18 protein-coding genes are annotated in these 24,308 nt (G+C 76.1%); 4 read left to right on the plus strand and 14 right to left on the minus strand.

Annotation, left to right across the window (positions count from 1 at the left end):
• Positions 1-47: 47 nt before the first annotated feature.
• Positions 48-1,478 (minus strand): NAD(P)/FAD-dependent oxidoreductase, encoded by a 1,431-nt coding sequence (locus KPL57_RS39445; protein WP_226355579.1) that lies wholly within the window; start codon positions 1,476-1,478, stop codon positions 48-50.
• Between the two features lie 261 nt (positions 1,479-1,739).
• Between KPL57_RS39445 and asnB the strand changes: the two genes are divergently transcribed.
• Positions 1,740-3,353: an asparagine synthase (glutamine-hydrolyzing) gene (gene asnB, locus KPL57_RS39450; protein ID WP_226355580.1), complete on the plus strand. Its 1,614-nt coding sequence runs from the start codon at positions 1,740-1,742 to the stop codon at positions 3,351-3,353.
• 19 nt (positions 3,354-3,372) lie between these two features.
• Here asnB and KPL57_RS70660 read toward each other — a convergent pair whose 3' ends face one another.
• The 7 genes from KPL57_RS70660 to KPL57_RS39490 all read right to left on the minus strand — a co-directional run bounded on the left by KPL57_RS70660 (position 3,373) and on the right by KPL57_RS39490 (position 13,358).
• The gene (locus KPL57_RS70660) at positions 3,373-4,815 is read right to left on the minus strand and encodes an ATP-binding cassette domain-containing protein (RefSeq protein WP_308253081.1); all 1,443 of its coding nucleotides are present in this window, start codon (positions 4,813-4,815) and stop codon (positions 3,373-3,375) included.
• The gene (locus KPL57_RS39465) at positions 4,812-5,861 is read right to left on the minus strand and encodes an iron chelate uptake ABC transporter family permease subunit (protein ID WP_226355581.1); all 1,050 of its coding nucleotides are present in this window, start codon (positions 5,859-5,861) and stop codon (positions 4,812-4,814) included. The genes KPL57_RS70660 and KPL57_RS39465 overlap by 4 nt, the downstream gene beginning before the upstream one ends.
• Positions 5,858-6,916 carry an iron ABC transporter permease gene (locus KPL57_RS39470; protein ID WP_226355582.1) on the minus strand — a complete coding sequence of 353 codons (1,059 nt, stop codon included), beginning with the start codon at positions 6,914-6,916 and terminating at the stop codon, positions 5,858-5,860. The genes KPL57_RS39465 and KPL57_RS39470 overlap by 4 nt, the downstream gene beginning before the upstream one ends.
• Positions 6,913-7,911 (minus strand): ABC transporter substrate-binding protein, encoded by a 999-nt coding sequence (locus KPL57_RS39475; protein WP_226355583.1) that lies wholly within the window; start codon positions 7,909-7,911, stop codon positions 6,913-6,915. The genes KPL57_RS39470 and KPL57_RS39475 overlap by 4 nt, the downstream gene beginning before the upstream one ends.
• Before the next feature lie 138 nt (positions 7,912-8,049).
• Positions 8,050-11,163 (minus strand): LCP family protein, encoded by a 3,114-nt coding sequence (locus tag KPL57_RS70665; RefSeq protein WP_308253082.1) that lies wholly within the window; start codon positions 11,161-11,163, stop codon positions 8,050-8,052.
• 189 nt (positions 11,164-11,352) lie between these two features.
• Complete coding sequence (locus KPL57_RS39485) at positions 11,353-12,372, minus strand: hypothetical protein (RefSeq protein ID WP_226355584.1); 1,020 nt, start codon at positions 12,370-12,372, stop codon at positions 11,353-11,355.
• A gap of 104 nt (positions 12,373-12,476) precedes the next feature.
• Positions 12,477-13,358, minus strand: a complete 882-nt coding sequence (locus KPL57_RS39490) for a LytTR family DNA-binding domain-containing protein (protein ID WP_226356667.1) — start codon at positions 13,356-13,358, stop codon at positions 12,477-12,479.
• 596 nt (positions 13,359-13,954) lie between these two features.
• On the opposite strand from KPL57_RS39490, the gene mftD reads away from it, so the two are divergent.
• Positions 13,955-15,172, plus strand: a complete 1,218-nt coding sequence (gene mftD, locus KPL57_RS39495; RefSeq protein ID WP_226355585.1) for a pre-mycofactocin synthase MftD — start codon at positions 13,955-13,957, stop codon at positions 15,170-15,172.
• 53 nt (positions 15,173-15,225) lie between these two features.
• Here the strand turns inward: mftD and KPL57_RS39500 are convergent, their stop codons facing one another.
• The 4 genes from KPL57_RS39500 to KPL57_RS39515 all read right to left on the minus strand — a co-directional run bounded on the left by KPL57_RS39500 (position 15,226) and on the right by KPL57_RS39515 (position 19,341).
• Complete coding sequence (locus tag KPL57_RS39500) at positions 15,226-16,119, minus strand: oxidoreductase (RefSeq protein ID WP_226355586.1); 894 nt, start codon at positions 16,117-16,119, stop codon at positions 15,226-15,228.
• A gap of 79 nt (positions 16,120-16,198) precedes the next feature.
• Positions 16,199-17,605 (minus strand): PepSY domain-containing protein, encoded by a 1,407-nt coding sequence (locus tag KPL57_RS39505; protein WP_226355587.1) that lies wholly within the window; start codon positions 17,603-17,605, stop codon positions 16,199-16,201.
• Complete coding sequence (locus tag KPL57_RS39510) at positions 17,602-18,435, minus strand: DUF5134 domain-containing protein (RefSeq protein ID WP_226355588.1); 834 nt, start codon at positions 18,433-18,435, stop codon at positions 17,602-17,604. The genes KPL57_RS39505 and KPL57_RS39510 overlap by 4 nt, the downstream gene beginning before the upstream one ends.
• Positions 18,436-18,741: 306 nt before the next feature.
• On the minus strand, positions 18,742-19,341 hold the full coding sequence (locus KPL57_RS39515) for a sigma-70 family RNA polymerase sigma factor (protein ID WP_062404298.1): 600 nt from the start codon (positions 19,339-19,341) through the stop codon (positions 18,742-18,744).
• Between the two features lie 124 nt (positions 19,342-19,465).
• On the opposite strand from KPL57_RS39515, the gene KPL57_RS39520 reads away from it, so the two are divergent.
• Positions 19,466-20,125: an ATP-binding protein gene (locus KPL57_RS39520; protein WP_226356668.1), complete on the plus strand. Its 660-nt coding sequence runs from the start codon at positions 19,466-19,468 to the stop codon at positions 20,123-20,125.
• Positions 20,126-20,150: 25 nt separating this feature from the next.
• Here KPL57_RS39520 and KPL57_RS39525 read toward each other — a convergent pair whose 3' ends face one another.
• Positions 20,151-21,305, minus strand: a complete 1,155-nt coding sequence (locus KPL57_RS39525; RefSeq protein WP_226355589.1) for a DegT/DnrJ/EryC1/StrS aminotransferase family protein — start codon at positions 21,303-21,305, stop codon at positions 20,151-20,153.
• Between the two features lie 165 nt (positions 21,306-21,470).
• Here KPL57_RS39525 and KPL57_RS39530 point away from each other — a divergent pair, with 165 nt between their 5' ends.
• Positions 21,471-23,126: an FAD-dependent oxidoreductase gene (locus tag KPL57_RS39530; protein WP_226355590.1), complete on the plus strand. Its 1,656-nt coding sequence runs from the start codon at positions 21,471-21,473 to the stop codon at positions 23,124-23,126.
• Between the two features lie 10 nt (positions 23,127-23,136).
• Here KPL57_RS39530 and KPL57_RS39535 read toward each other — a convergent pair whose 3' ends face one another.
• Positions 23,137-24,267: a GGDEF domain-containing protein gene (locus tag KPL57_RS39535; protein ID WP_226355591.1), complete on the minus strand. Its 1,131-nt coding sequence runs from the start codon at positions 24,265-24,267 to the stop codon at positions 23,137-23,139.
• Between the last annotated feature and the right edge of the window lie 41 nt (positions 24,268-24,308).

Raw genomic sequence — 24,308 nt, forward strand, 5'->3', positions numbered from 1 at the left:
GCCCGGGGGCACATGCCCCCGGGCGTCGGTCGTGGTGCGTGGCCGGCTCAGGCCGTGGCGGCCGGTCGCTCCTCGGGCGCGGGCGGCGTGCCGGGCGAGACCCGCGGGTCCAGCTCGGCGCGCTCGTCGGTCTTCTCGCCCAGCGGCTTCTCCGGGTCGACCGCCTTGTCGTAGGAGGCGGTGACGCTGATCAGCCGGTGCCCGCGGAAGCGGGCGTAGCGCAGCGACCGCAGCCAGTTGTAGAGCGTGCCGAAGCGGTTGCCCCAGCCGATCAGGAACATCACGTGCACGTAGCACCAGATGAAGTACCCGAGCCAGCCGGTGAGCTTGATGCCGCGGACGTCGGCGACGGCCTCGCGGGCGCCGATGGTGGCCATCGAGCCCTTGTCGAAGTACTTGAACGGGGCCGGGGTGGTGTCGTCGCCCTTCGCCCGCGCCTTGATCAGCTTGCCGACGTAGGTGCCCTGCTGCATCGCGACCTGCGCGACGCCGGGCAGCCGGTCGATGGTGGAGACCATGTCGCCGATCGCGAACACGTCGCGGCGGTCCGGCAGGCTGCAGTCCGGGTCGACGGTCAGACGCCCCGCGCGGTCCACCTCACCGCCGGAGGCCTTCGCCAGCAGCTCACCCAGCGGCGACGCCTGGACGCCCGCGGCCCACACCTTGGTGCGGGCGGTGATGCGCTCCTCGCCGTTCGGGCCCTTCACCGTGATGGAGTCGGCGTCCATCCCGGTCGCCATGGTGTTCAGGCGGACCTCGACGCCCTTCTTCTCCAGCGTCTTGCGTGTGTAGTTCTGCAGCTTCTTCGCGAACGGCGGGAGCACCGCCGGCGCCGCGTCGAGCAGGATGATCTTCGCGGAGCGGGTGTCGATCGACCGGTACTCACGCGGCAGCACGTACTGCGCCAGCTCGGCGAGCTGACCGGCGAGCTCGACGCCGGTGGGGCCGGCGCCGACGACCACGAAGGTCATCCACGCCTGCTTCTCCTCCTCGGTCGTCGCGACCTCGGCGAGCTCGTAGGCACCCAGGATGCGCGAGCGCAGCAGCCGGGCGTCCTCGATCGACTTCATGCCGGGCGCGTGCTCGGCCCACTCCGGGTGCCCGAAGTAGGCGTGCGTGGCGCCCGCGGCGACGACGAGGGTGTCGTAGGGCAGCACGATCCGCTGCCCGTCCGGCGCGGCCGCGTGGACGACCTTGGCCTCGAGGTCGATGTCGCCGACCTCGGCGAGCAGGGTGCGTACGTTGCTCTGCTTCTTCAGCACTCGGCGCAGGGCCGGGGCGATCAGGCCGGGGGACAGGATGCCCGTCGCCACCTGGTAGAGCAGCGGCTGGAAGAGGTGGTGGTTCGTGCGGTCGACGATCGTCACGTCGACATCGGCGCCCTTGAGCGCCTTGGCGGCCTGCACACCGCCGAACCCTCCGCCGACGATCACGACCTTGTGCCGGCCCTGCCGCTCGTCGTGCTCTGCCGTGCTCACCTGAGTCCGCCCCTTGTCGGTCGGTCCTGGCGCGGCGTCACCGCGCACCTGCTCGATGGCCGGTGTCGGTCCCCGCCTCCGGACCCTGAGTCCTGGTGTCGGCGGTGGACGGCGGCCGTCCTGGCCGGTCTCCGACCGTACGAACCCACGGCCGCCGGGGCAATTCGGATCGCTCCGGAAACGCCTTTCAGAGTCCGAACTCACACGGTGGGGGAGCGGAAGCCGGGATGCGGGTTCGCACGACCGTGCGACGATGGAGCCATGTGCGGGATCGTGGCTGCGTTCGGTGGACCCACGGCGTGGCCGGGCGGTGAGCCCGCCGACCCCGAGAAGTACGAGCGGATGCTCGCCCGGGTGGCGCACCGCGGGCCCGACGACACCGGCGTGCAGGTCGTCGGGAACACCTGGCTCGGCCACCAGCGCCTGTCGATCATGGACGTCAGCGGCGGGCACCAGCCGATGTCCGACGCCGCCCGCACCGCGTGGATCGTCGGCAACGGCGAGATCTACAACCACGAGCGCATCGCCAAGGCGTTCCCGGACGGCACGGTGCGCACCAAGTCCGACACCGAGGCCGCGCTGCACGCGGTGATGTGGGACGGCCAGGCCGCGGTCGCCTCCCTCAACGGCATGTTCGCCGTCGCCATGGGGCGCACCGACGGCGCCGGGCTCGTCGCCCGGGACCCGTTCGGCGTGAAGCCGCTGTACTGGGTGCCGCCGACCGAGACCGGTGGCGACGACGTCCCGTACACCGCGCCGGACCCCTCGGAGACGGTGCTGTTCGCCAGCGAGCTCCGCGCGTTCGACCCCGAGGACCGCCCGTACGTGCGTTCGTTCCCGCCCGGCTGTCTGTGGAGCCCGTCGTCGGGGCTGGTGCGGTTCGCCGACGCCGTGCCGGTCGAGGTCCGCCCGGCGCGTCGCGCGATCCGCCCCGGCTGGGACGACGCGGACCTGTCCCGGGTGCGCGAGGCCGTGGTGTCCGCGGTCCGCCGCCGGATGATGTCCGACGTCGGTGTCGGCGTGTTCCTGTCCGGTGGCCTGGACTCGGCGCTGGTCGCGGCCATCGCCGCGCAGGAGGCCCGGGCCCGCGGCGAGCAGCTGCCCACCTTCGCCGTCGGGACCGCGGAGTCCGGTGACCTGATCGCGGCCCGCAAGGTCGCCGCGCACATCGGGTCGGACCACCACGAGATCCTGGTGACCCCCGAGGACATCGCCGAGGCCCTCGACCACGCCGTCGAGGTGATCGAGCACTACGACCCGGCCCTGGTCCGCAGCGCGGTGCCCAACCTGATCCTCGCCCGCGAGGCGGCGAAGAAGGTCAAGGTCGTGCTCACCGGGGAGGGCGCCGACGAGCTGTTCGCCGGCTACTCCTACATCCACGGCCCCGAGTACGCCGACCCGGACACCCTGCAGGCCGAGCTGGTCCGCTCGCTGGAGCAGCTGCACCACCTCAACCTGCAGCGCTGCGACCGCACCACCATGTACTTCGGGCTGGAGGCCCGCGAGCCGTTCCTCGACTCCGGCCTGGTCCGGGCCGCGCTGGCGCTGCCGCCGGAGTGGAAGCAGTGCCCGGACGGCCGCCCCGAGAAGGCGATCCTGCGCGAGGCGTTCGAGGGCTGGCTGCCCGAGGACCTGCTGTGGCGCGGCAAGGAGCAGTTCGGCGACGGCTCCGGTGCCGGCACCGTGCTCGCCGAGCTGGCCGCCCGCAAGGCCGCCGCCGCGGCCGACGCCGGGGTGACCGACGGGGTGCCCGAGCACCCGTCCGACTCCTGGCCGCTGCGCAGCGAGGAGGAGGTCCTCTACCACGGGATCTGGCGCACCCACTTCGACGGGATCCGGCCGGACCACGTGCTCGGGGCGTTCGCGACGGCCTGAGCCGCAGGGCGGCCCCGGGTCAGCCCCGGGCCGCCCGGTCGGCGCGGGACGCGTCGGCGAGCTCCTTCAGGCCGGGGGTGTCGTGGCCGTCGCCCCAGCTGTCCGGATCCCACAGCCCGGCCGCGGTCAGCGCACGGCCGCAGTGCACGTAGGCGTCGTGCACGTCGACCAGCAGCGCCAACGGCGGTGGCCGGTGGGCCGCCGGGCCCTGGGCGTCGGCGTCTGACGGCCCCCACAGCGCCAGCACCTCGGGGTCCCGGGTGACCCGGGCCCGGCCGTGCACGCGCAGCACGTGGGCCGAGCGCGGCACGCAGAACGTCAGGCCGACGCCGTCGCGGGCGAGCAGGTTGCGCATGCTGTCGACACGGCGGTTGCCCGGCCGTTCCGGGACGGCGAGGCGGCGACCGCCGTCGAGGACCCGCACGGAACCGGGTGCGTCGCCGCGCGGGGTCACCGTCACGGTGCCGTCGGGGGCGGTGGTGCCGAGGAAGACCAGAGGCGACGCGGCGACGAACCGGGCGGCGACCTCGTCGACCCGGTCGGTGGACTTGCCCGCGACCAGCGGGTGCGGCTCCGCGACGACGGCGCGCAGCTCCTCCTCGGTCCGGATCCCGGAACCGTCGGCCGCGCCGGTGCCCGGTGCGGCGAGCGGGTGGTGCCGGCCGGCCGGGACGACCATCGGGGTGCCCGCGACCGGGTCGGGCACCACCCGCGACTCCATCCCGAACACCCGGCGCACCAGGTCGGCGGTCATCGTCGTCGCGGGCGGGCCCTCCGCGACGATCGCGCCGTCGGCCATCGCGATCAGGTGGTCGGCGTAGCGGCAGGCAAGGTTCAGGTCGTGCAGGACGACGACGACCGTGCTGCCCCGCTCCCGGTTCCGGTCGACGAGCAGGTCCAGCACCTCGACCGCGTGCGGCAGGTCCAGGAACGTGGTCGGCTCGTCGAGCAGCAGCGCCCCGGTGTCCTGGGCCAGCACCATCGCGATCCACACTCGCTGGCGCTGACCGCCGGACAGCTCGTCGACCGGGCGGTCGGCCAGCTCCAGCACCCCGGTCGCGCGCATCGCGTCGGCGACGGCGGCGTCGTCGGCGTCGCCGCGGCCGCCGAACCAGCCCTGGTGCGGCGACCGGCCGCGTTCCACCAGGTCGGCGACGGTGATGCCGTCCGGGGCGGTCGGGGACTGGGGCAGCAGCCCGAGCCGCCGGGCCAGCTCGCGGCCGGGCAGCGTCCGGAGGTCGGTGCCGTCGAGGCGCACGGTCCCGGCGGCCGGGGCGACGATGCGGCCCAGCCCGCGCAGCAGGGTGGACTTGCCGCAGGCGTTCGGGCCGACGATCACGGTGATCCGGCCGGGCGGGACGTGCACGGTCAGACCGTCGACGACGACGCGCTCGTCGTAGCGCAGGACCAGGTCGTCGGCGTCCAGCGCGGGCCCGGCGGGGGCGGTGGCGGGCGTGGTCACGGGGTTCCTCCGGTCCGGGAGCGGGCGAGCAGCCACAGCAGGTAGGGGGCGCCGATCGCGCCGGTGACGACGCCCGCGGGCAGCGCGACCTCGGCGATCAGGGTGCGGGCGACGACGTCGGCGAGCAGTACCAGCGCGGCCCCGACCCCGGCGGCGTGCGGCAGCGACGCCCGCCCGGGCCCGGCGAGCCGGGCGGCGAGCGGCCCGCTGACCAGCGCGACGAACGAGACCGGCCCGGCCGCGGCGACCGCGGCGGCGACCAGCAGGACGGCCACCGCCAGCAGCGCGGCCCGGGCCCGGCCGACGGGCAGCCCGAGCGCGGTCGCGGTGTCGTCGCCGAGCTCCAGACGGGGCAGCGCGCGGGCCAGCAGCAGCGCGGCCGGGACGAGCACGACGCAGGCGAGCGCCAGCGGGACGGCGGTGGACCAGCCGGTCTCGGTGACGCTGCCGGTCAGCCAGACCAGCGTCTGCTGCGCCGTGGTCAGCGACGCGGTGATCATCAGGTAGGAGACGACGGCCATCGCCGCCGACCCGATCCCGACCCCGACCAGCACGAAGCGGGTGCCGCCGAGGCCGTCGCGGCGGGCCAGGACGCTGATGAGCAGCGCCGCCGCGACGGCGCCGACGACCGCGCCGGCCGAGGTCCCGGTGACGGACAGGCCGAGCACGACCGAGGCGGTGACCGCACCGACGGCGGCACCGGCACCCACGCCGATCACGTCCGGGCTGGCCAGGGTGTTGCGCAGCACCCGCTGGAACAGCGCCCCGGCCAGGCCGAGCGCGGCGCCGACCAGCAGCGCGGTCAGCGCCCGCGGCATCCGCAGCCGCAGCACCACCAGCTCGGTGCGCGGCGTGCCGAGCCCGGCCAGCGCGGCCAGCACGTCGCCGGGGCCGAGGCCCTGCGCGCCGACCGAGAGGGAGGCGACGAACGCGGCGAGCGCGGCCGCGGCGACGGCGAGCCCGGCCGTCGCGCGCCGGCGCCGGGACCGGGCCCGGATCCGGCGCAGCACCGCGGTGGGGTCGTCGCCGAGGGTCGCGGCGGTCATCGCAGGAACCTCCGCCGCCGGACCAGCGCGACGAACAGCGGGGCGCCGACGACGGCCGTCACCACCCCGGCCTGGACCTCGCCGGGCGGGGTGACGATCCGCCCGAGGACGTCCGCGGCCAGCAGCAGGACGGGCCCGGCGAGCGCCGCCAGCGGCAGCACCACCCGGTGGTCGGTCCCGGCGAGGCGGCGCACCAGGTGCGGCACGGCCAGCCCGAGGAAGGCGATCGGTCCGGCGGCGGCGGTCGCCGCCCCGGCCAGTACGACCAGGGCCACTCCGCACACGGCACGGTCGGTCCCGACCGCGCGGCCGAACGACCGGGCGACGTCGTCGCCGAGCGCCAGCGCGTTGAGCCGCGGCCCGCAGGTCAGGGCCAGTGCGAGCCCGGCGACGACGAACGGCGCGGCCTGCGCGGCGATCCCCAGGTCCCGCCCGGCGACCGAGCCGACCTGCCAGAACCGGTAGTCGTCGAAGGCCTGGGGGTCGGTGAGCAGGAACAGGGTGGTGATCGACTGCAGGCCCGCGGCGAGCGCGGCGCCCGCCAGGGCCAGCGTCGCGGGGGAGACGCTGCCGCGCCGCCCGATCCCGGCCACCCCTGCGACGACGACGGCCGCCACCGCCGCCCCGGCGAAGCCGAACCAGACGTAGCCGGTGAGGGTGTCGACGCCGAGCAGCGCGATCCCGAGCACGACGGCGAGCGCGGCGCCGGTGTTGAGCCCGAGGATGCCGGGCTCGGCGATCGGGTTGCGCGTCATGCCCTGCGCGAGCACCCCGGCCACGCCGAGCGCGGACCCGGCGAGGACCGCCAGCACCGTGCGCGGCAGCCGCACCTCGGTGACGACGAGCGCCTCCGGCGAGGTCCGGTCGACGGCGCCGGTGAGCACGTCGAACACGAACCCGGGCGCGAGCGGCCGGGCCCCGACCAGCAGGCTCAGCGCGGCCACGGTCAGCAGCGCAGCGGCCAGGCCGGCCGCGGCGGGCCACCGCCGGCGCCGCACGGTCGCGGGTGCGCCCGGCGGGGGCGGGACGGGGGCGGTGGTCGCCGGGGCGGTCACCGCGCCTTCGCCGCCGCGTCCGCGAGCGGGCCCACGGTGCGGTCGAGGGCGTAGCGCCAGCCGTCGACCGAGGCACTGGAGAAGGCCTGGGACACGTCGCGGTCCGACAGCAGCACGCCGCGCCCGGCGGCCACCGACGGCACGGCCCGCCACAGCGGGTCGGCCGCGATCTCGGAGGTGTCCTTCGAGATCGCCTGCATGACGGTGACGTCGGCGTCGAGCAGGTTCATCCGCTCGCGGGAGACGGGGACGGAGAAGCCGTCGGTGCGCTGCGAGGCGATCTGCGGGGCGTTGACCATGCCGAGCTCGGACAGGAACGCGATCCGCCCGGAGTCACCGGTGTAGGCGGCGTACTCGCCGAGGGTGTTGCGGGCCCCGGATACGACGGTGGCGCCCTGCAGCTGCGGGTGCTGTGCCCGGGCGTCGGCGAAGCGCTGCTCCAGGTCGGCCTGCGCGCGCGCCGCCTCCTGCGGCTTCCCCAGGGCGGCGCCGACCATACGGAGCTGGTCGCGCCAGGTCGTCTTGTAGTTCTCGGCGCCGGCGGGGATGCCGACCACCGGGACGCCGAGCTGGGTCAGCCGGTCGTGGCGGTCGCGGGCGCCGGACGCCCGGGTGTCCAGGACGAGGTCCGGGTCCAGCGCAGCGACGGCCTCCAGGTCGACCTCGAGCGTGCCGAGGATCTGCGGCGGGGTGGTGTAGCGGGCCTGCACCCACGGCCCCAGGCCGTCGCCGCCGACGGCCAGCCAGTCCGCGGCCCCGACCGGCTCGATGCCCAGGGCCAGTGCGGTCTCGGCGTCGCTCCACCCCAGGGCGACGACCCGGCGGGGCTGCTCGGGGACGGTGACGTCGCCGAACGCGGTCGGGATCGTCACCGGGAACGCGCCGTCCCCGGACGGAGCCGTCCCGGGCGCGGGCGCGGGTCCCGGTGAGCCGCATCCGGCCAGCACCATCAGCACGGTGAGCAGACCGGCGAACAGGGGGAGCGTTCGACGCACGGTAAGGGCCGCCTTTCCACTGAACAGGTGACCCTCACTTCATCATCCCGGGTGTGGCGAACGGAAGAGCGGACCGCAGCCGTCTGCGCCACAACTGCCGCAGGGCGGCCCCGGTACGGCGGGCCCGGCGGCAGGGGCTCAGTTCTGGTCGGGGCGGAGGCCGTCGACCTGGTCGGAGCCGGAGACCCCGGTCGAACCGGTCGCGGACGGGTCCTGCGACGTGCCGGGCTCGCCCCCGGCGGGGACGTCGGCCGCACCGGTCGCGGCGCAGGACTCCTCGACCGACTGCGGCAGGGCCGCGGCGGGGTCGGGGGTCGGCGACGCGCTCGCCGAGGACGACCGCGACGACTCCGTGCTCGGGGACGGCTGCGTCGTCGGGGCGGCGAGCGCCGGGGCGGTCCCGGACGCCGGCTCCGGGGCCGGGTCGGCGATGGCGTTGCGGACGACCTCGCGCATGTAGGAGACGTCGGGGTCGGCGGTGACGAAGTAACCCGTCGAGGAGTTCGGGTCCGGCAGCGACGGGTCGAACGCGACGCTCTCCAGCCGGAACCCCTCGTCGGCCAGGACGGCCAGCGCGGGCAGCACCTGCTGGGGCATGTCGGTGGCGACGTTGTCCCGGGTCACCGCGGCGATGCTCTGGAACCGGGAGATCAGCTCGGTCGCGGTCGTCTGCGAGATGACGGCCTGGATCAGGCAGCGCTGGCGGCCCATCCGCTGGTAGTCGGTGCCGTCGCGGCGGGAGCGCGCGAACCACAGCGCGTCCTCGCCCCCCAGGGTCTGCACCCCGGGGCTGATGTAGCGGTCCGGGGTGACGTGCCTGCCGAACGCGGTGACGCCGCCGACCGGGATCGGCTCGGGCCCGACGTTCACGGTGACCCCGCCGACGGCGTCGATCATCGAGGAGAACCCGGCCATGTTGACCTCGAGGTAGTAGTCCAGCGGCAGGCCGGTCATGTACGCGATCGAGGACTGGAGCAGGTTGATGCCCGGCGACGACGTCGGCCCCGACGGCGCGATCTCGGGGTGCTGCTGGGCGTAGGCGTAGATGGCGTTGAGCAGGTAGTCGCCCGACAGCGGCTGCGACGGGTCGTGGAAGCCGTTCGGGAACTTCTCCGCGGCCGGGCTGCCCGGCGGGAACTCGGCCCGCTGGATGTTGCGGGGCAGGCTGAACAGCGTCGTCCGGCCGGAACGGGTGTCGATGCTGGCGACCATCATGGTGTCGGTACGGGTACCGGTCCGGTCGTCGCCGGCGTCGCTGCCCAGCAGTAGCACGTTCAGCCGGGGCTTGCCCAGCGCCTCGGCCGCCGAGGTCCCGCCGCCCTGGAACAGCGAGTTCAGCAGCCCGCGCTGGGAGTTCACCAACTCGACGCCGTAGCCGAAGGGCACGGCGACGGTGAGGCACAGCAGGGCCGCGGTCCCGGTGCCGAGGATCTTCCGGCCGAGCGGCATCCCGCGCGGCCGGGCCAGTGCGTAGGTCCGCGCGACCTGGGCGATCCAGGCGATGCCGGCGACCACCAGCGCGCCCGCGATGACGGTCAGCGTGGTCGTCGACAGCAGGTTCTGGAGCAGCGTCGAGCGCCGGGCCAGGAGCACCAGCGCCGCCAGCCCGACGACGATCGCGACCAGGGTGCCGAGGATCAGCCCACCGGTACGACGGCGACGCAGCGCGAGGTGTCCGCTGCCGGGCACCAGGGTGGATGCCGCGGTGAGGCCGAGCGCGGCGGCGAGGGTGCGCCGCGCGGGGTCGGGTGCGGCCGACGGGCCGGCGGGCGGGGACAGCGTGGTGTCCTCGTCGCGCGCGTCGCCGCGGCCACCCCGGGCCTTCGCCACGGAGCCTCCCGCCGCTGCGGACCCTGCTGCGGCGGTGCCCGCCGCGGCACCGGCGGCGAGGCCGGTGTGCGGCGGCCGCGGGGGAGCGGAACGTGCGGTGTCGCGCGGGGCCTCCGGCGCGGACCCGCCCGGACCTGCCGGGCGTGCGTCGGCGGGGCGTCCCTGCGGGCCGTCCGGTCGGCCGGTGTCGGGGCGGCCGGGGGTGCCGTCCGGGCGGACGGCACCGGACGGCTGCGCACCGGAGGGCGCCGCGGTGGCGCCGCCGGGCTGCCCGGTCGCGGCGGGACGGCCCGGTACGGCCTGCGGGCCGGTGTCGGGCCGGCCGCCGGAGCGCGGGTCGGGACCGCCGGGACGGGTCTCACCGGGGCGCCGGGGGCCACCCGGCGGCACCGACGCCGGACCCGCCTGGCCCGGACCCGACTGACCCGGACCGCTCGGCACCGCGGGGCCCCCGGGGCGCGACGGTGCGTCCGGGCGCGAACCCGCGGGCGCGGACGCACCGGCACCACCGGGCACGGGGCCACCGGACACGGCACCACCGGGACGGCCGCCGGGCACCGCGCGACCGGAACGGTCGCCGGGCCCTGCGCCACCGGGTGCGGCGCCGCCGGGCACTGCGCCACCGGACGCTGCGCCGCCGGAGACAGGGCCACCGGGACGGTCGCCGGGCCGGCGCGGCACGATCGGCAGCTCACCGCTGAGCCGGGCCGCGCGGTCGCGCTCCTCCGGCGGGGCGTCGGGCTCGGACGCGCGGTGCCGCCGGTGCTCCGCGGCGGTGTCCGGCCGGCCGGGGACCTTCACGGTCTCACCGATGCCACGACGGGTCGCGCGGATGGAACGGATGTCGGTGGGCCTGCTGTCGCTGTGCCCACCACGGCCCGGGGTCTCGTCCCGGGTCGAGCGGGACGACCAGGCGGCGGCCCGCCGGGCCGCGGCCCGGGCCTCGCGCTCGCGCCGGGGGAGCCAGGACTCGTCCTCGGCGGGGCGCCCGGCACCGTCCGGCGGGCCGGGGGGCCTGCCACCGGGACGCGCCGCGGGACCGGTCCCGGGGCGCGGGTCACCGGCGGGCGGGCGTGGCGCACCGGGGGCGGGCGGACCGGGTCGTCGCCGGGGGCCCGACGGCTGCTCCTGGGGAGGCCTGCCGGACTGCGGGGGTCTGCGGTCGCCGGGCCTGCCGGACTGCGGGGCCGGGGGCCCGGCGGGGCCGGGCGGGGGTGCGGCACCGCCACGGGCGGACGGCGGCGGGGTGTCGCGACGGTCGTTCGGCGGCGGGGTCTCACCGCGGTCCCGGGGCGGGGTGCCGCGCCGGGCCTCGTCCCGCAGGTGCGGGCGGTCGTCGCGGCGGGCGCGCTCGGGAGGGCCGGGTCGTCGTGGCCGGTCCGGACCGGTGGGGCGGGAGCCCTCCTGCGGTCGTTCGTCCACCCGGGGCACCCCCTTCACTGGTCGGCACGGGCGGGGTGGCCGTGCCGCGCGGAGGAGCCGCGGCACGTGCCTGCGCACCCGGCGGCGACGACGGCGCTCGGGTCCCGGTGAGGGTACTTGCCGTGATCACGATCTCGGTGAGCGGCCACCCACCCCGGTGGGTGGCGTCGGACAGGGTGGACATACCCGTCACTGGTACGACACGAAGACGGGTGACTCGGGCCGGACGGCGTAGGTCTCGCGCGGGGTGAAGGTCGGCCTGTCCTCGTCGATGAAGTTCTTCCAGCCCCACCACAGACCCGGCGGACGGGGTGCGGCGTGCAGCGCGTTCCAGGTCTCGGTCTTCTCCTGGCGGGTGCCGTAGCCGTCGGCGTGCAGCACGGTCGCGAGCTCGCGGTGGGAGGTGACCACGGTCTGCCGGTCGGAGATCATCGAGACCCGGAACTGGTGGATCAGGAACACCTTCTGCGGCAGCTTCTTCTCCCGCACCAGCCCGGCCAGCCACTCCGAGGTCCGGTTGATCTCGGCCGCGGTCACCGAGCCGACCTGCACGCCGTGGCGCTGGCCCGGCTTCAGCCGCCACTCGGGGTCGAGCGCGAGCCCGACGTGCGGCTGCGCGAGCAGCTCGGCGTAGCGCTCGGCCTGGGTCAGGAAGTCGGTGGTCCCGGGCTGCAGGTCCAGCACGACGTAGACGCCGGCCTTCCCGGCCTGCTCGACCCACGGCCGCAGCTCGTCGACGCTCATCTCCGCCGAGTAGTCGCCGTCCGGGCCGGGGGCGCGGTCGGCGACCGTCGTGATGATCTCGAACGCCGGCACGACGGGCTCGCGCACGAGCGGCTGGAAGTCGGAGGCGAGGTCCTTCGCGCGGGCGATCGAGCGCGGCAGGTCCTGCTCGCCGAGGACCCCCATCGACGGGGTGCCCGGGTGGCCGTAGAGCGCGGCCATCCGGCGGCCCGGGAAGACCTCGGTGCCACCACCGGGAAGCTCCGGCACCGCGGGCGCGGCGGAGGTGGGCGCCGGCTGCGCGGGGGACGGCGGGGCGGCCGGGGCCGGGGCGGGGGCGGGGGCGGCGGCGCTCGCGGAGCAGCCCGCGACCAGCGCGCACGCGGTCAGCAGCGCCACGAGCAGCGCAGGCGGACGCGTGCGACGCGCGGAGCGACGACGGTTCGTGACGGACAGGACGTGCGAGGACTCACCCGAGATGGACACCGGTCACCAGACTAGGCGACAGGATCGCGCACGGCAGTACGGACGGTGACCGGGCGTGTCGGCCACGCGACGGGCCGTGACCCGCCGCGGTCGGCAGCCCCGCGTCAGCGCGGGACGACGGGTCCGTCCGGGCCGTCCTCGGGCCCGCGCTGCGGACGCGGCGGACGTCCCCGCAGGATCCGCTTGAGGCCCGCGGTGTGCCGCCGGCTGACGGGCAGCTCGACCGCGCCCGGCCCGTTGCCGAGGCGGACCACGTACCCCGACCCGGACATGCGCAGCTCGGTGATGAGCGGCAGCGACACCAGGTAGGCGCGGTGGATCCGCACGAACCCGGCCTCGCCCCAGCGGTCCTCCAGCACCGAGACCGGGATCCGGACCAGGTGGCTGCCCTCGTTGGTGTGCAGCCGGGCGTAGTCGCCCTGGGCCTCGACGAACCGGATCGAGGAGCGGGGGACGAGCTTCGTGGTGCCGGCCAGCTCGACCGGCACCACCTCGTCGTCGGTGGTCGCGGCGGGGGCGCCCCGGCGGGCGGCCGCGGGGTCGGGCCTGCCGCCCTGCTCGGCGCCGTGGCGCGGCGGCGCCGGGGGTGGGCCGGGGGCGGCCCGGCGGGCCGCGCGCAGCGCCATGGTGCGGTCCAGCGAGCCGGACAGCCGCTCGGTGCGCAGCGGCTTGAGCAGGTAGTCGACGGCGCCGACCTCGTAGGCGTCGACGGCGCGGTCGTCGTGGGCGGTCACGAACACCACCGGCGGCGGGTCGGCCATCGCGTTCAGCACCCGGGCGAGCTCCAGGCCGTCGAGGCCGGGCATCCGGATGTCGAGGAACACGACGTCGACGGTCGGGGTGTTCGCGTCGGCCTGCGAGCCGTGCAGGATGCGCAGCGCCTCGGTGGCGTCCGGTGCGGTCAGCACGGTCGCGACCCGCTGGTCCTCGCCGAGCAGGTGCGCCAGCTCGAGCAGGGCCGGTTCCTCGTCGTCGACGGCGAGCACGGTGAGCCGTGTCCCCGCCGCGGCGGCAGGCGGTGGTTGCGGCGGCTCCGGGGCGCGGAGCTGTCCCGGGACCCCGATGGGCCGGTGGTTGCTCGCGGCGCCGTACCCGGGCTGCAGCACGTGGCCGACCGGGCCGGCGGGCGTCGCGCCCGAAGCGTGCCCACCCCGCGCGTGGCTGTACACGGCTCCTCCTTGCCGCGGGCACACCGCCCGCTGACCGGTGACTGCGGGCACACCGTATCGAGACAGCGGAGCGTCACCGACGGCCGGTCCGGCCTCTCGTCCCACACGATCCGGGGTGGGCCGTCGGAGTGGACGTGACAGCGGAGCGTCACGAGTCGTGGCAGCCGGTCGTGGACGCGGTGCGTCCTCCGGCCGTGGGACGGGCCGGGGACGGCGTCGTGGCTGGTCGGGCGGAGGGTCGTTCCCCCGCCGATCGGACGGGCTGCGGGCGGGTGCCATTGTGGCACTCGGTGCCGAAACGCTACCGTGCCGTGAGACCCGCCACGTGGGACCGTCTCGTACCCGGTCGGCGTGTCGGACCGGCCGCGACCGACGGTGGCCGGGCGCAAACCTCCGACTGCGAAGGGGCAGGCATGGCGAGCACGAAGGACTGGTTCGAGACGGTCGCGGAGGCACAGCGACGGGCGCGCAAGCGTCTGCCGAAGTCGGTCTACTACGCGCTGGTCGCCGGCGCGGAGCAGGGGATCACGCTGGCGGACAACGTCGCCGCCTTCGACGAGCTCGGCTTCCGCCCGCACATCGCGGGGCTGCCGCCGCAGCGGGACCAGAAGACCACCGTGATGGGCCAGGAGATCGACTTCCCGGTCCTGATCTCGCCGACCGGCGTCCAGGCCGTCGACCCGGAGGGCGAGGTCGCCGTCGCGCGGGCGGCGCACAGCTCCAACATCCAGAACCCGCTCAACCCCGACCAGACCGTGTCGACGGCGATGGGCCTGTCGTCGTTCGCGTCCCGCTCCGTCGAGGACGTCTGTGCCGTCCACGACAAGGTCTTCTTCCAGGTCTACTGGGCCGGGTCCAAGGAGGACATCCTCGAGCGCGCCCTGCGTGCGAAGCGGGCGGGCGCCAAGGGCCTCATCGTGACCCTGGACTGGACCTTCGCCACCCGCCGCGACTGGGGCAGCCCGCCCATCCCGGAGAAGGTCGACGTCAAGGCCGCGCTGCAGTTCGCGCCCGAGATGATCACCAAGCCGCGCTACCTGCTGGACTGGGCGAAGTCCGGGAGGATCCCGGACCTGAAGGCCCCGAACATGGCGCCCCCCGGCGGCGGTGACGCCCCCACCTTCTTCGGCGCCTACGGCGTCTGGTGGACGACCCCGCTCCCGACCTGGGACGACATCGCCTGGCTCCGCGAGAAGTGGGGTGGCCCGTTCATGGTCAAGGGCATCATGCACCCCGACGACGCCCGTCGCGCCGTCGACGCGGGCGCCACCGCGGTCTCGGTGTCCAACCACGGCGGCAACAACCTCGACGGCACCCCGGCCGCGATCCGGGCGCTGCCCGCGATCGTCGATGCCGTCGGGGACCAGGTCGAGGTCGTGATGGACGGCGGCATCCGCCGCGGCGCCGACGTCGTCAAGGCGCTCGCGCTCGGTGCCCGCGCGGTCCTGATCGGCCGCGCGTACCTGTGGGGCATGGCCGCGCAGGGCGAGCGCGGGGTCACCAACGTCCTCTCGATCCTCTACAAGGGGATCGACGAGGCGCTGCTGGGCCTGGGCAAGAAGTCGATCCACGAGCTCTCCCGCGACGACCTGATCGTCCCGGAGAACTTCACCCGCGTCTCGAAGCTCTGAGACACCCGGTGGTGCGGGGCCCGGCGCGACCGGGCCCCCGCACCACCGCCTGCTCACAGCGGGTACGTGACCCGGGTCAGCTCCTCGGCGCGCTCCCAGAGCGCCCGCTGCATCCGGCGGTCGTGCGAGGCCGCCGTGGACCCCACCGGACGCGGGTTGCCGCGTGCCTCGCCGATCCCGTCGGGTCCGATGTAGGCACCGCCCGGCAGGTCCGGCACGGTCGCCGCGAACAGCGTCGGCAGCGCGCCCATCGGCGCCGGCTGGGCGACCAGCGGGGTGAACACCGACATGATCGTGTCCTGGAAGGACTCGGTGCGCCCCATGAGGTTGGTGGAGGACAGGCCCGGGTGGGCGGCCATCGACCGCAGCCGCGACCCGGCGGCGACGAACCGGTGCTCCAGCTCGTAGGCGAACATCAGGCAGGCGAGCTTGGACTGGCCGTAGGCGGTCCAGCGCTCGTAGCGGCGGCGCTCGAAGTTCAGGTCGTCGATGCCGATCCGGCCCATCCGGTGGGCGAGGCTGGACAGCGTCACGACGCGTTCGGTGATCCGGTCGGCCAGCAGCCCGGTGAGGGCGAAGTGGCCGAGGAAGTTGACCCCGAGCTGGGTCTCGAAGCCGTCCGCGGTGCGGGAGAACGGCACCGCCATCAGCCCGGCGTTGTTGACCAGGACGTCGGCGGTGCCCTCGAACCCGGCGGCGAACTCGCGGACCGAGGTGAGGTCGGCCAGGTCGAGCCGGCGCACCGACGCCGCCCCGCCGAGCTCGGTGGCGATCTCCTCGCCGCGCGTGGTGTTCCGCACGGCCAGCACGACGCGTGCACCGGCGTGCACCAGGGCCCGGGCGGTCTCCAGCCCGAGCCCGCTGGTGGCGCCGGTGACGATCACGGTCCTGCCCTGCTGGGGCGGGATGTCCGCCGTCGTCCAGGGGGCGGGTGAGGTCCGGAACACGGGGTGACTCCTTCACGGGGAACGGGTGTCCAGGTCTACCCGCTCCGGCCGGGTCCCACCCGCCCGCACCCCGGAGGGGTCAGCCCGCCACCTCGGCGGCCGGCCGGTCTCGCCGGGCCGCGACCAGGGCGTCGACGAGCAGGAAGAGGATCAGCGAGACCCCCAGCACCGGCAGCACCAGCCCGGCCGCCACCGCGGCCAGCCCGACCAGCGCCACCGCGGCGGGGGAGGGCCGCTCGCGGGACCCGGGCGGCCCGGCGAGCGCACGCGACCCGTCCGGCCGGGTCGGCCTGCGCAGCCACCACATCCGGTAGCCCCACACGACCAGCACGACCACGGCCGACGCGAGCGCGGCGAGCGCGACCAGGTTGACGGTGCCGAACAGCAGGCCCATGTGCGCGTCGATGCCCCAGCGGGCGAGCTTCGCCGCGACCGGCCAGTCCGCGAAGGCGAGCCGGTCGGTGATCGTCCCGGTCGCCGGGTCCACCGCCACGGAGTCCTGCTGCGACGGCCAGCTGCGCACGGTCTGCTGGACCTTCCAGGCCTCCCCGGCCTCGCCCGGGGTGAGCTCGACCGGTCCGACGAGGCCGTCGGCGCGCGCGGCGTCGAGGACCCGCTGGGCGACGGCAGGGACCGCCCGCGGGGCGACCGGTGCCGTCGCGGCACCCGTCACGGGCGCGGCCGCGTCGCCACCGGCGGCGGGCAGCGTGCTGCTGACCGACGGCGTCGTCCAGTCCAGGGCGGTGCGCAGCGCGCCCACGTTGGCCCCGGCGAACTGCGACCAGGTCAGGCCGGTCGCGGCGAGGAACAGGAACCCGACCGAGGCCCAGACGCCCACCGCGCCGTGCCAGGACCGCAGCCGCGACCGCGACGACCCGCCGGTCCGCGGCAGCAGCCGTTCCCGGCGTCGTCGTACCCGGCGGGTCACCTGCACCACGAGGCCGGACAGGGTGAGCACGGCCAGCCAGGACGCCGCGAGCTCGGTGTAGACCTGCCCGGGGGCGCCCAGCAGCAGCGAGCGGTGCAGGTTGTCGATCACGCCGCGGGCGGGGAGCCACTCGGCGTAGGTGTCGAGGGTGGCCCGCACCTGCGCGGTGTACGGGTCGACGAACACGGTGCGGCTGTAGCTCTCGGGCAGGTCGGCGTCGAACGACACCCGGGTCGTCGCGCCGGGCTCGCGCGACGGCCGGATCTCGGTGACGGGCAGGCCGGGCTGGGTCGCGACGGCCGCCTCGACCTGCCGGGACAGCGGGAGCTCCGGGCCGCTGACCGGGGCGGTCAGCGCGTCGGCGTACATCCAGCGCTCGATCGGTGGCGACAGCGTGTAGAGCAGCCCCGTCAGCGCCGCGACCAGCAGGAACGGGCCGACGAACAGGCCCGCGTAGAAGTGGATCCGGGTGACGAGGCCCTTCAGGCCCCGGAACAGCGGGGGCCGCTCCGGCGGCGGGACGGGCGCCCCGGGCCGGGTGTCGAGGCCGGCGCTCACCAGCCCGCCACCATCGCCGCGAGCATGACGACCATGCCGACGCTCATCGCGGCGTGGCAGGCGGCGTCCGAGCGCGCGCCGAGCCGGCCCGCCGGCCGCGCGGGCGCCCCGACCCGCTCGGCGAGCGCGGTGGTCGCCCCCGCCGCCCCCGCCGCCTCGGCCGGCACCGGCTGCGCGGCCTGCGCGGCCTGCGGGGCCGCCGCGGGGTCGGCGCAGTCGCAGGCGGCCAGGTCGGTCGCCTCAGCGGCCGTGGACGCGTCGTCGGGGGTCAGCGGGTCCCCGGCGTCGCGGTCGTGGCTCAGCGCGCGGGCACCCCAGTAGCCGGCGGCGGCCAGCAGCACGGCGCACAGCGCCACGGTCACCGCGACCGCCCATCCGGCCGGGCCCGCGGCGTGGGCCGTCCCGGACATGTCCATGGTGTCGCCGCCGTGGTGGGCGTGGGCACCGCCGCCGCCCGCGGCCGCCACCGGCGAGGCCATGATCAGCGGCATCGCGGCGAGCATCCAGACCATCGCCGCGGCCATCAGCGCGTGCGCCGCGCCCGCGACCCGCCCCGACGGCCCGCAGGGCACCCCGCGCGACGCGGTGACCAGGAAGAACACGCCCAGCACGCCGAACAGGACGATCTGGGTCCACAGCCCGGCGCTGCCGTACCAGGTCCAGGTCATGACGACCATCGCCGCGCTCATCAGCAGGTGCGCGAGCTCCGCGGTGCGGTGCGCGGCGGAGCGGCGCTCCGAGACCGCGGCGGCCCAGCGGGCCAGTGCGTAGGACCCGGTGGCGGCGAACACCGCCGTCAGGGCCCAGGCCAGCGGCAACGACGAGATCACAGGTACTCCTCGGGGGCGGGGGAGGTGCGGGGGCGCACGCCGGAAGTGGTCGCCGGCGGGGCCCGTCCGGTTCCCGCCCGTACCGGTCCGGTGGGTGCGACGCCGGTCACTCCCGTCGTGACCGTCGGACGGCGGTGGTCGGGTGGCATGCGGCCGGACGCCGCGACGACCCGGGGCCGCGACGACCGAGGGCCGCGACGGCCGGGGGACGCGACCGTGGGGCGTCTGCGGTCGGACACCGCGGCGGCAGGGGCGGCGGCGGGCGCGTGTGGCGGCCCGCGGGAGCGCGTCAGGGTGCGCGCGGTCTCAGGGGCGGGCGGCGCGCCGGACGCCGGACGCGGGCGCCCCGGCGGTCCCGGTCCCGTCCTCGCCGAGCGCGCGCAGCAGGTCCTCGCGGGCCCGGGCGACCCGGGACCGGATGGTGCCGACCGGGCAGCCGCAGACCTGCGCGGCCTCGGCGTAGCCCAGGTCCAGGACCTGGGTCAGGACGAACGCCTCGCGACGGTCGTCGGGCAGCGCGTCGACCAGCGTCCGCAGCAGGACGGCCTCCTGCGCGCCGGTGCGGGGCACCGCGCGCTCCAGCACCTCCTGGGTGTCCTCGCCCAGGTCCCGCACGCGGGGCCGGCGGACCGCGGTGCGCACCGCGTCGACGGCGACCCGGCGGGCGACCGACAGCAGCCAGGTGCGGGCGGTGGAGCGGCCCGCGAACGACGGCAGCGACCGCAGGGCCCGCAGGAACGTCTCCTGCGCGAGGTCCTCGGCGTCGTCGCGACCGGCGAGGTGGACGAGGAAGCGGTGGACGTCGACCTGGGTCGCCCGCACGAACTCCGCGAGCGCGGCGGTGTCACCGGCACCCGCGGCCAACGCCCACGCCGTCACTGTGGCGTCGTCGTGGCGTTCGGGCACGCTGGTCACGGTAGCCGTCGGCCGTGCGGGGCAGAAGCCCGACCCGGTCACCGTCCGCTCCGTGGGAACACGGTGTGTGACCGGATCGATGCTGTCCGGACGCTACCGTCGCGGAGTGTCCGACATGTGGGTCAGCTGGTCCGGGGGCAAGGACGCGGCGACGGCGCTGGCCGCCGCGCGAAGGGCCGGAACGCGGGTGACCGGGCTGCTCAGCACCGTCACGGCCGGGCCCGGTGGCGCGGAGATCGCGGTGCACGGCGTGGGCGCCGCGCTCGTCGCCGCCCAGGCCGACGCGCTGGGCCTGCCGCTGCACCGGGTGGAGCTGCCGCCGTCGTGCCCGGACGGGGAGTACCGGGCCCGGCTGCGGGCCGCGCTCGCGCCGGCCGCCGCGTCCGGTGTCACGGGGCTGGTGCACGGCGACCTGGCGCTGGCCGACGTCCGTGCGTTCCGAGAGGAGGTCCTCGACGGCACCGGGGTCACCGGGGTGTTCCCGCTGTGGGGCGCGGCGACCGGCGCGCTGGCCGCCGGGATGCTCGACGCCGGGCTGCGGGCGGTCGTCGTCGCCGTCGACCCGGACCGGGTCCCCGCGCGGCTCGCCGGGGCCGCCTTCGACGCGGAGTTCCTGGCCGCGCTGCCACCGGGAGTGGACCCGTGCGGGGAGAACGGCGAGTTCCACACCTTCGTCACCGACGGGCCGGGGTTCGCCCACGAGGTGCCGGTCGCGGTCACCGGCACCGTCGCCCGCGACGGCCACGTGCAGGCCGTGCTGGCCCCGGCCGGCTGAGACCGGGCCGGGGCCGCCGGGCGGCTCAGCCCGCGGTGCGGGAGGCGAGCAGCCGGAACGCCGGCGTCGGCAGCTCGGGGGCGAGGTCGACCACACAGGTCCGGGCCAGGATCTCCAGGGTGCCCGGGCAGGCGCCGGGGCCGTGGTCGATCTCGGTGCCGTTCGCCGCGTACGGGTCGAACCCGGGGTGCAGCGGGTTGCGGGCCCGCAGCGAGCGCCAGTTCGTGTAGACGTGCCGGCCCGTGTCGATGAGCCGGTGCACGCCGCGGCGGGCACCGAACTCCGCCGCCTCCTCGGGGGTCCGGAAGGCCAGAGCCAGGCCGGCGGCGTTCGCCGGGTCGTGGTGCGGGACCGGCTCCAGGTCGCGCCCGATCCGGTCCGCCAGCGCCGACAGCATGATGTCGCGGTGCCGCCCGCGCCGGGCGATCTGCGCCCGCAGACCGGCCAGCTGCGGACGCAGCACCGCCGCGGACAGCTCGGGCATCCGAAGGTTGACCCCGACGATCAGGTCCGCGTCGGCCCCGGCGAATCCGGCGCGCTCGTAGCTGCCGACGTCGTGGTACATCGACGCCCGCTCGAACAGCTTCGGGTCCCGGGTGACCAGGGCGCCGCCCTCGCCGGAGCGGATGTTCTTGTGCTGGTTGAAGCTGAAGGCCCCGGCGTGGCCGATCGACCCGGCCGGGCGCCCCCGGTAGGTGACGCCGATGGCCTGGCAGGCGTCCTCGATCACGACGAGGTCGTGGGCGGCCGCGACGTCCATGATCGCGTCCATGTCGGCGACGTGGTTGAGCATGTGCACCGGCAGCACCGCCCGGCTGCGCGGGGTGATCCGGTCCTTGAGGTCGGCCGGGTCCATCGTGAGCGAGGCGTCGACCTCGACCAGGACCGGCACGGCGCCGACGGCGAGTGCCGCGGCGGCCGTCGACACCCAGGTGTAGGCGGGGACGAGCACCTCGTCGCCGGGGCCGACCCCGGCACCGACCAGTGCCGCGACCAGGGCGCTGGTGCCGCTGTTGACGGCCAGCGCGTGCGGGGTCCCGAGGAACCCGGCGAGCTCGGACTCGAACCGTGCGACCTCCGAGCGGTCGCCCCCGGTGAAGCGTCCCAGCTCCCCGCGCCCGAGGACCCGGACCGTCGCGGCCATCCCCCGTGCGGTCGTCGCCATGGCGGCGAGTCCCATACCGTGCTCCTCCGGATGCGAACCGTGTGAACCGGACACGACCGTACCGGGCGGGGTCGGCGCGACCGGGGGACGGGAGGGTGGGAGCAGCCACAGCGTCCTCACAGCGGAGCCGGGGCACCATCGGTGGCAGTACCGCACCACGTTCGGAAGGAACCGCCCTCCATGCTCATCGACACCCGGCGCGCGCTCCCCGGCTCCATCTTCGAGGCCGAGGTCTGCGTGATCGGCAGCGGTCCGGCCGGGGCCGCGGCCGCGACCGAGCTGGCCGACCGCGGCCTGCGCGTCGTCGTCCTGGAGGGGGGCGGCCCGGGCCTGAGCCGCACCGCCCGCGACACGTACCGGGGCATCACCGGGCGGGGCAAGCACGACCCGGTCGACGCCGTCCGGCAGAAGCGCCTCGGCGGCACCTCGCTGGTCTGGGGCGGCCGCTGCGCCCCGCTCGACGACGTCGACTTCTCCGACCGCGAGTGGATGCCCGGTGCCGCGTGGCCGATCCCGCACGAGGAGCTGCGCGCCTGGTACCCGGCCGCCCAGCGGCACCTCGACGCCGGTGCCTGCGAGTACTCGGCCGACGGATCGGGCTTCCCGGCGCCCCCGCCCGGGATCCGCAGCGACACCCTGCGCTGGGACGACCTGTGGCGCTGGAGCCCGCCGACGTCGTTCGCGCCGACCGTGGAGAACATGGCGAAGGCCGGCCGGATCCGGCTGTTCCTGCACGCCACCGTCGCCCGCCTGGAGCGCGACCCGGTGTCGGGCAACGCGACCGAGGCCGTCGTCGTCCCGCGGCCGGGGTGCGACATCCGGATCCGGGCGCGGCACTTCGTCGTCGCGGCGGGGGGTCTGGAGTCGGTCCGGATCCTGCTGGCCTCCGACGGCTACGGCGGCACCGGGACCGGAGCCGGGATCGGTGACGAGTACGGCCAGGTCGGGCGGCACTACATGACCCACCCGGTGGGCGAGGTCGGGCGGCTGCGACTGACCACGGCCGGGCGCACGCTGGGCCTGGGCTACCTGCCCACCGACGACGGCGTCTACGCCCGCCGGATGCTCTCGCTGTCCCCGCAGGTCCAGGCCGACCACCGGCTGGGCAACCTGAAGGCGGCGCTGTGGTTCGCCGACCCCAAGGACGCCGAGCACGGCGACGCGCTGCTGTCGACGTTCGCGCTGACCTACTGGGGTCTGGGCAAGCTCCGTGCCGGGTTCAAGGCCGCCGGGACGCACGCCCAGTACAGCCACACCACCGACATCGGCCACCACATGCGCAACGTGGCCGCGGACCCGCTGCGGGTGGCGCGCTTCGCCCGCGGATGGGCGCGGCCGCGGATCACCGGGGAGCGGCGGGTGCCGTCGTTCATGCCGCTGGACTCCGCGCACTGCCGGCTGCGGTTCGACGCCGAGCAGACCCCCGACCCGGCGAACCGGGTCACGCTCGACCGCGAGCGCGACGCGCTGGGCCAGCACCGGCTGCGGGTCGACTACCGGGTCTCCGCGGGTGACCGGGAGGCGATCGCGACGTCGCTGTCGCTGATCGGCAAGGAGCTGGAGCGGACCGGGCTCGCCCACGTCGACCTGTCCGACGTGGAGCGCGTGCACGACATGGACATGACCGACGGCACCCACCAGATGGGGCTGCTGCGCATGTCGGACTCGCCGCGCACCGGCGTCGTGGACCCGGAGTGCCGGGTGCACGGCACGCCGAACGTGCACGTCGCCTCCAGCGCGGTGTTCCCGTCGGCCGGGGCGGTCGGGCCGACGCTGGCGCTGGTCGCGCTGGCCTGCCGGACCGCGGAGCTGATCGCGGCCGACGTCCGGGGCTGAGCCCGCGCGGTCAGCCGCGCAGCAGCGTGACGCCGGTCCCGGCGTCGTCGAGCGCCGCCCACATCTCCTCGAGGGGCAGCGGGCGGTGCCGGGTCCGGGTGATCACCGCGTGCGACGGCGTCGGGACGAACGGGAACACCGCCGCCAGCCCGGCGACGGTCTCGCACAGCCGCTGGGCAGCCGCGGCCAGGGACCGGACGTCGGTGCCGGGCAGCAGGAGGAGGAACTCCTCGCGCCCGACGCGCACCGGCCGCCCGGCGGACCCGACCTGCCCGGTAAGCAGCCGGGCGATCCCGCGGAGCACCGCGGTCTCGGCGCGGAACCCGTGCCGCCGGGTCATCGACCCCAGCCCGTGCACCCGCAGCAGCACCAGGCCCAGCGGCAGGGTGCCCGGCGCCGACCCGTCGAGCCAGCGGTCCAGGAACGCCCGGGTCGGCAGCCCGCTGCGCGGGTCGCGCTCGGCGCCGGGTTCGAGCTCGTCGAGCCGGGTCTGCGCGGCGTCGGCGCGGCGGCGTTCCAGCGACAGCTCACGGGCGAGGGTGTCCGCGGCGGCGTCGTAGCGGTGGTCGGTGGCCGTGCCGGGGATGGGGACGACCCGGGAGAGCACCTCGTCGAGCCCGCCGGTGTGCCGCGAGCCCAGCCGCGCGCCGAGCTGGTGGCGCAGCCGCAGCAGCTCGGAGTGGGCGTCGGCGTGCCGGAACGACCAGCGGGCGGAGAACAGCCTGCCCCGCTCCAGCGAGCGCGCCGACCCGTCGACGGCCTCCAGGTCGTGGGCGACGACGGTCGCCCCGGACCGCGGCGTCAGGACGGTGACGCTCCACTCGCGGGCCGCGTCCTCACCGTCGGTGAGACGGACGTGCCCGAGGCCGTCGGGGAGCCCGTCGGGGGTCGCACCGACGGTGGCGACGACGGCGCCGTCCCCGCAGGCCGCGGCGAGCCGGTCCCAGGCGCCGAGCACCGGCCCGAGGTACTCCGACCGCTGGAAGAGCCCGACGACGGCCATCGGCCGGTCCCGGGACGGGGCGAGCGCGAACTCCTCGGTCGCCCGGGCGAGCGCGTCGAGCAGCGGCTTGGTGACGGTCCGTGAGGGACGGTCCGCGGCGTCGAGCACGGCCGGGGAATCCGGTCCGAGTCCGCGCACACACGCCTCACTCTCTTGCAGTAACGCTTGTCTCTAATGTA

The organism is Pseudonocardia sp. ICBG601, assembly GCF_020496245.1.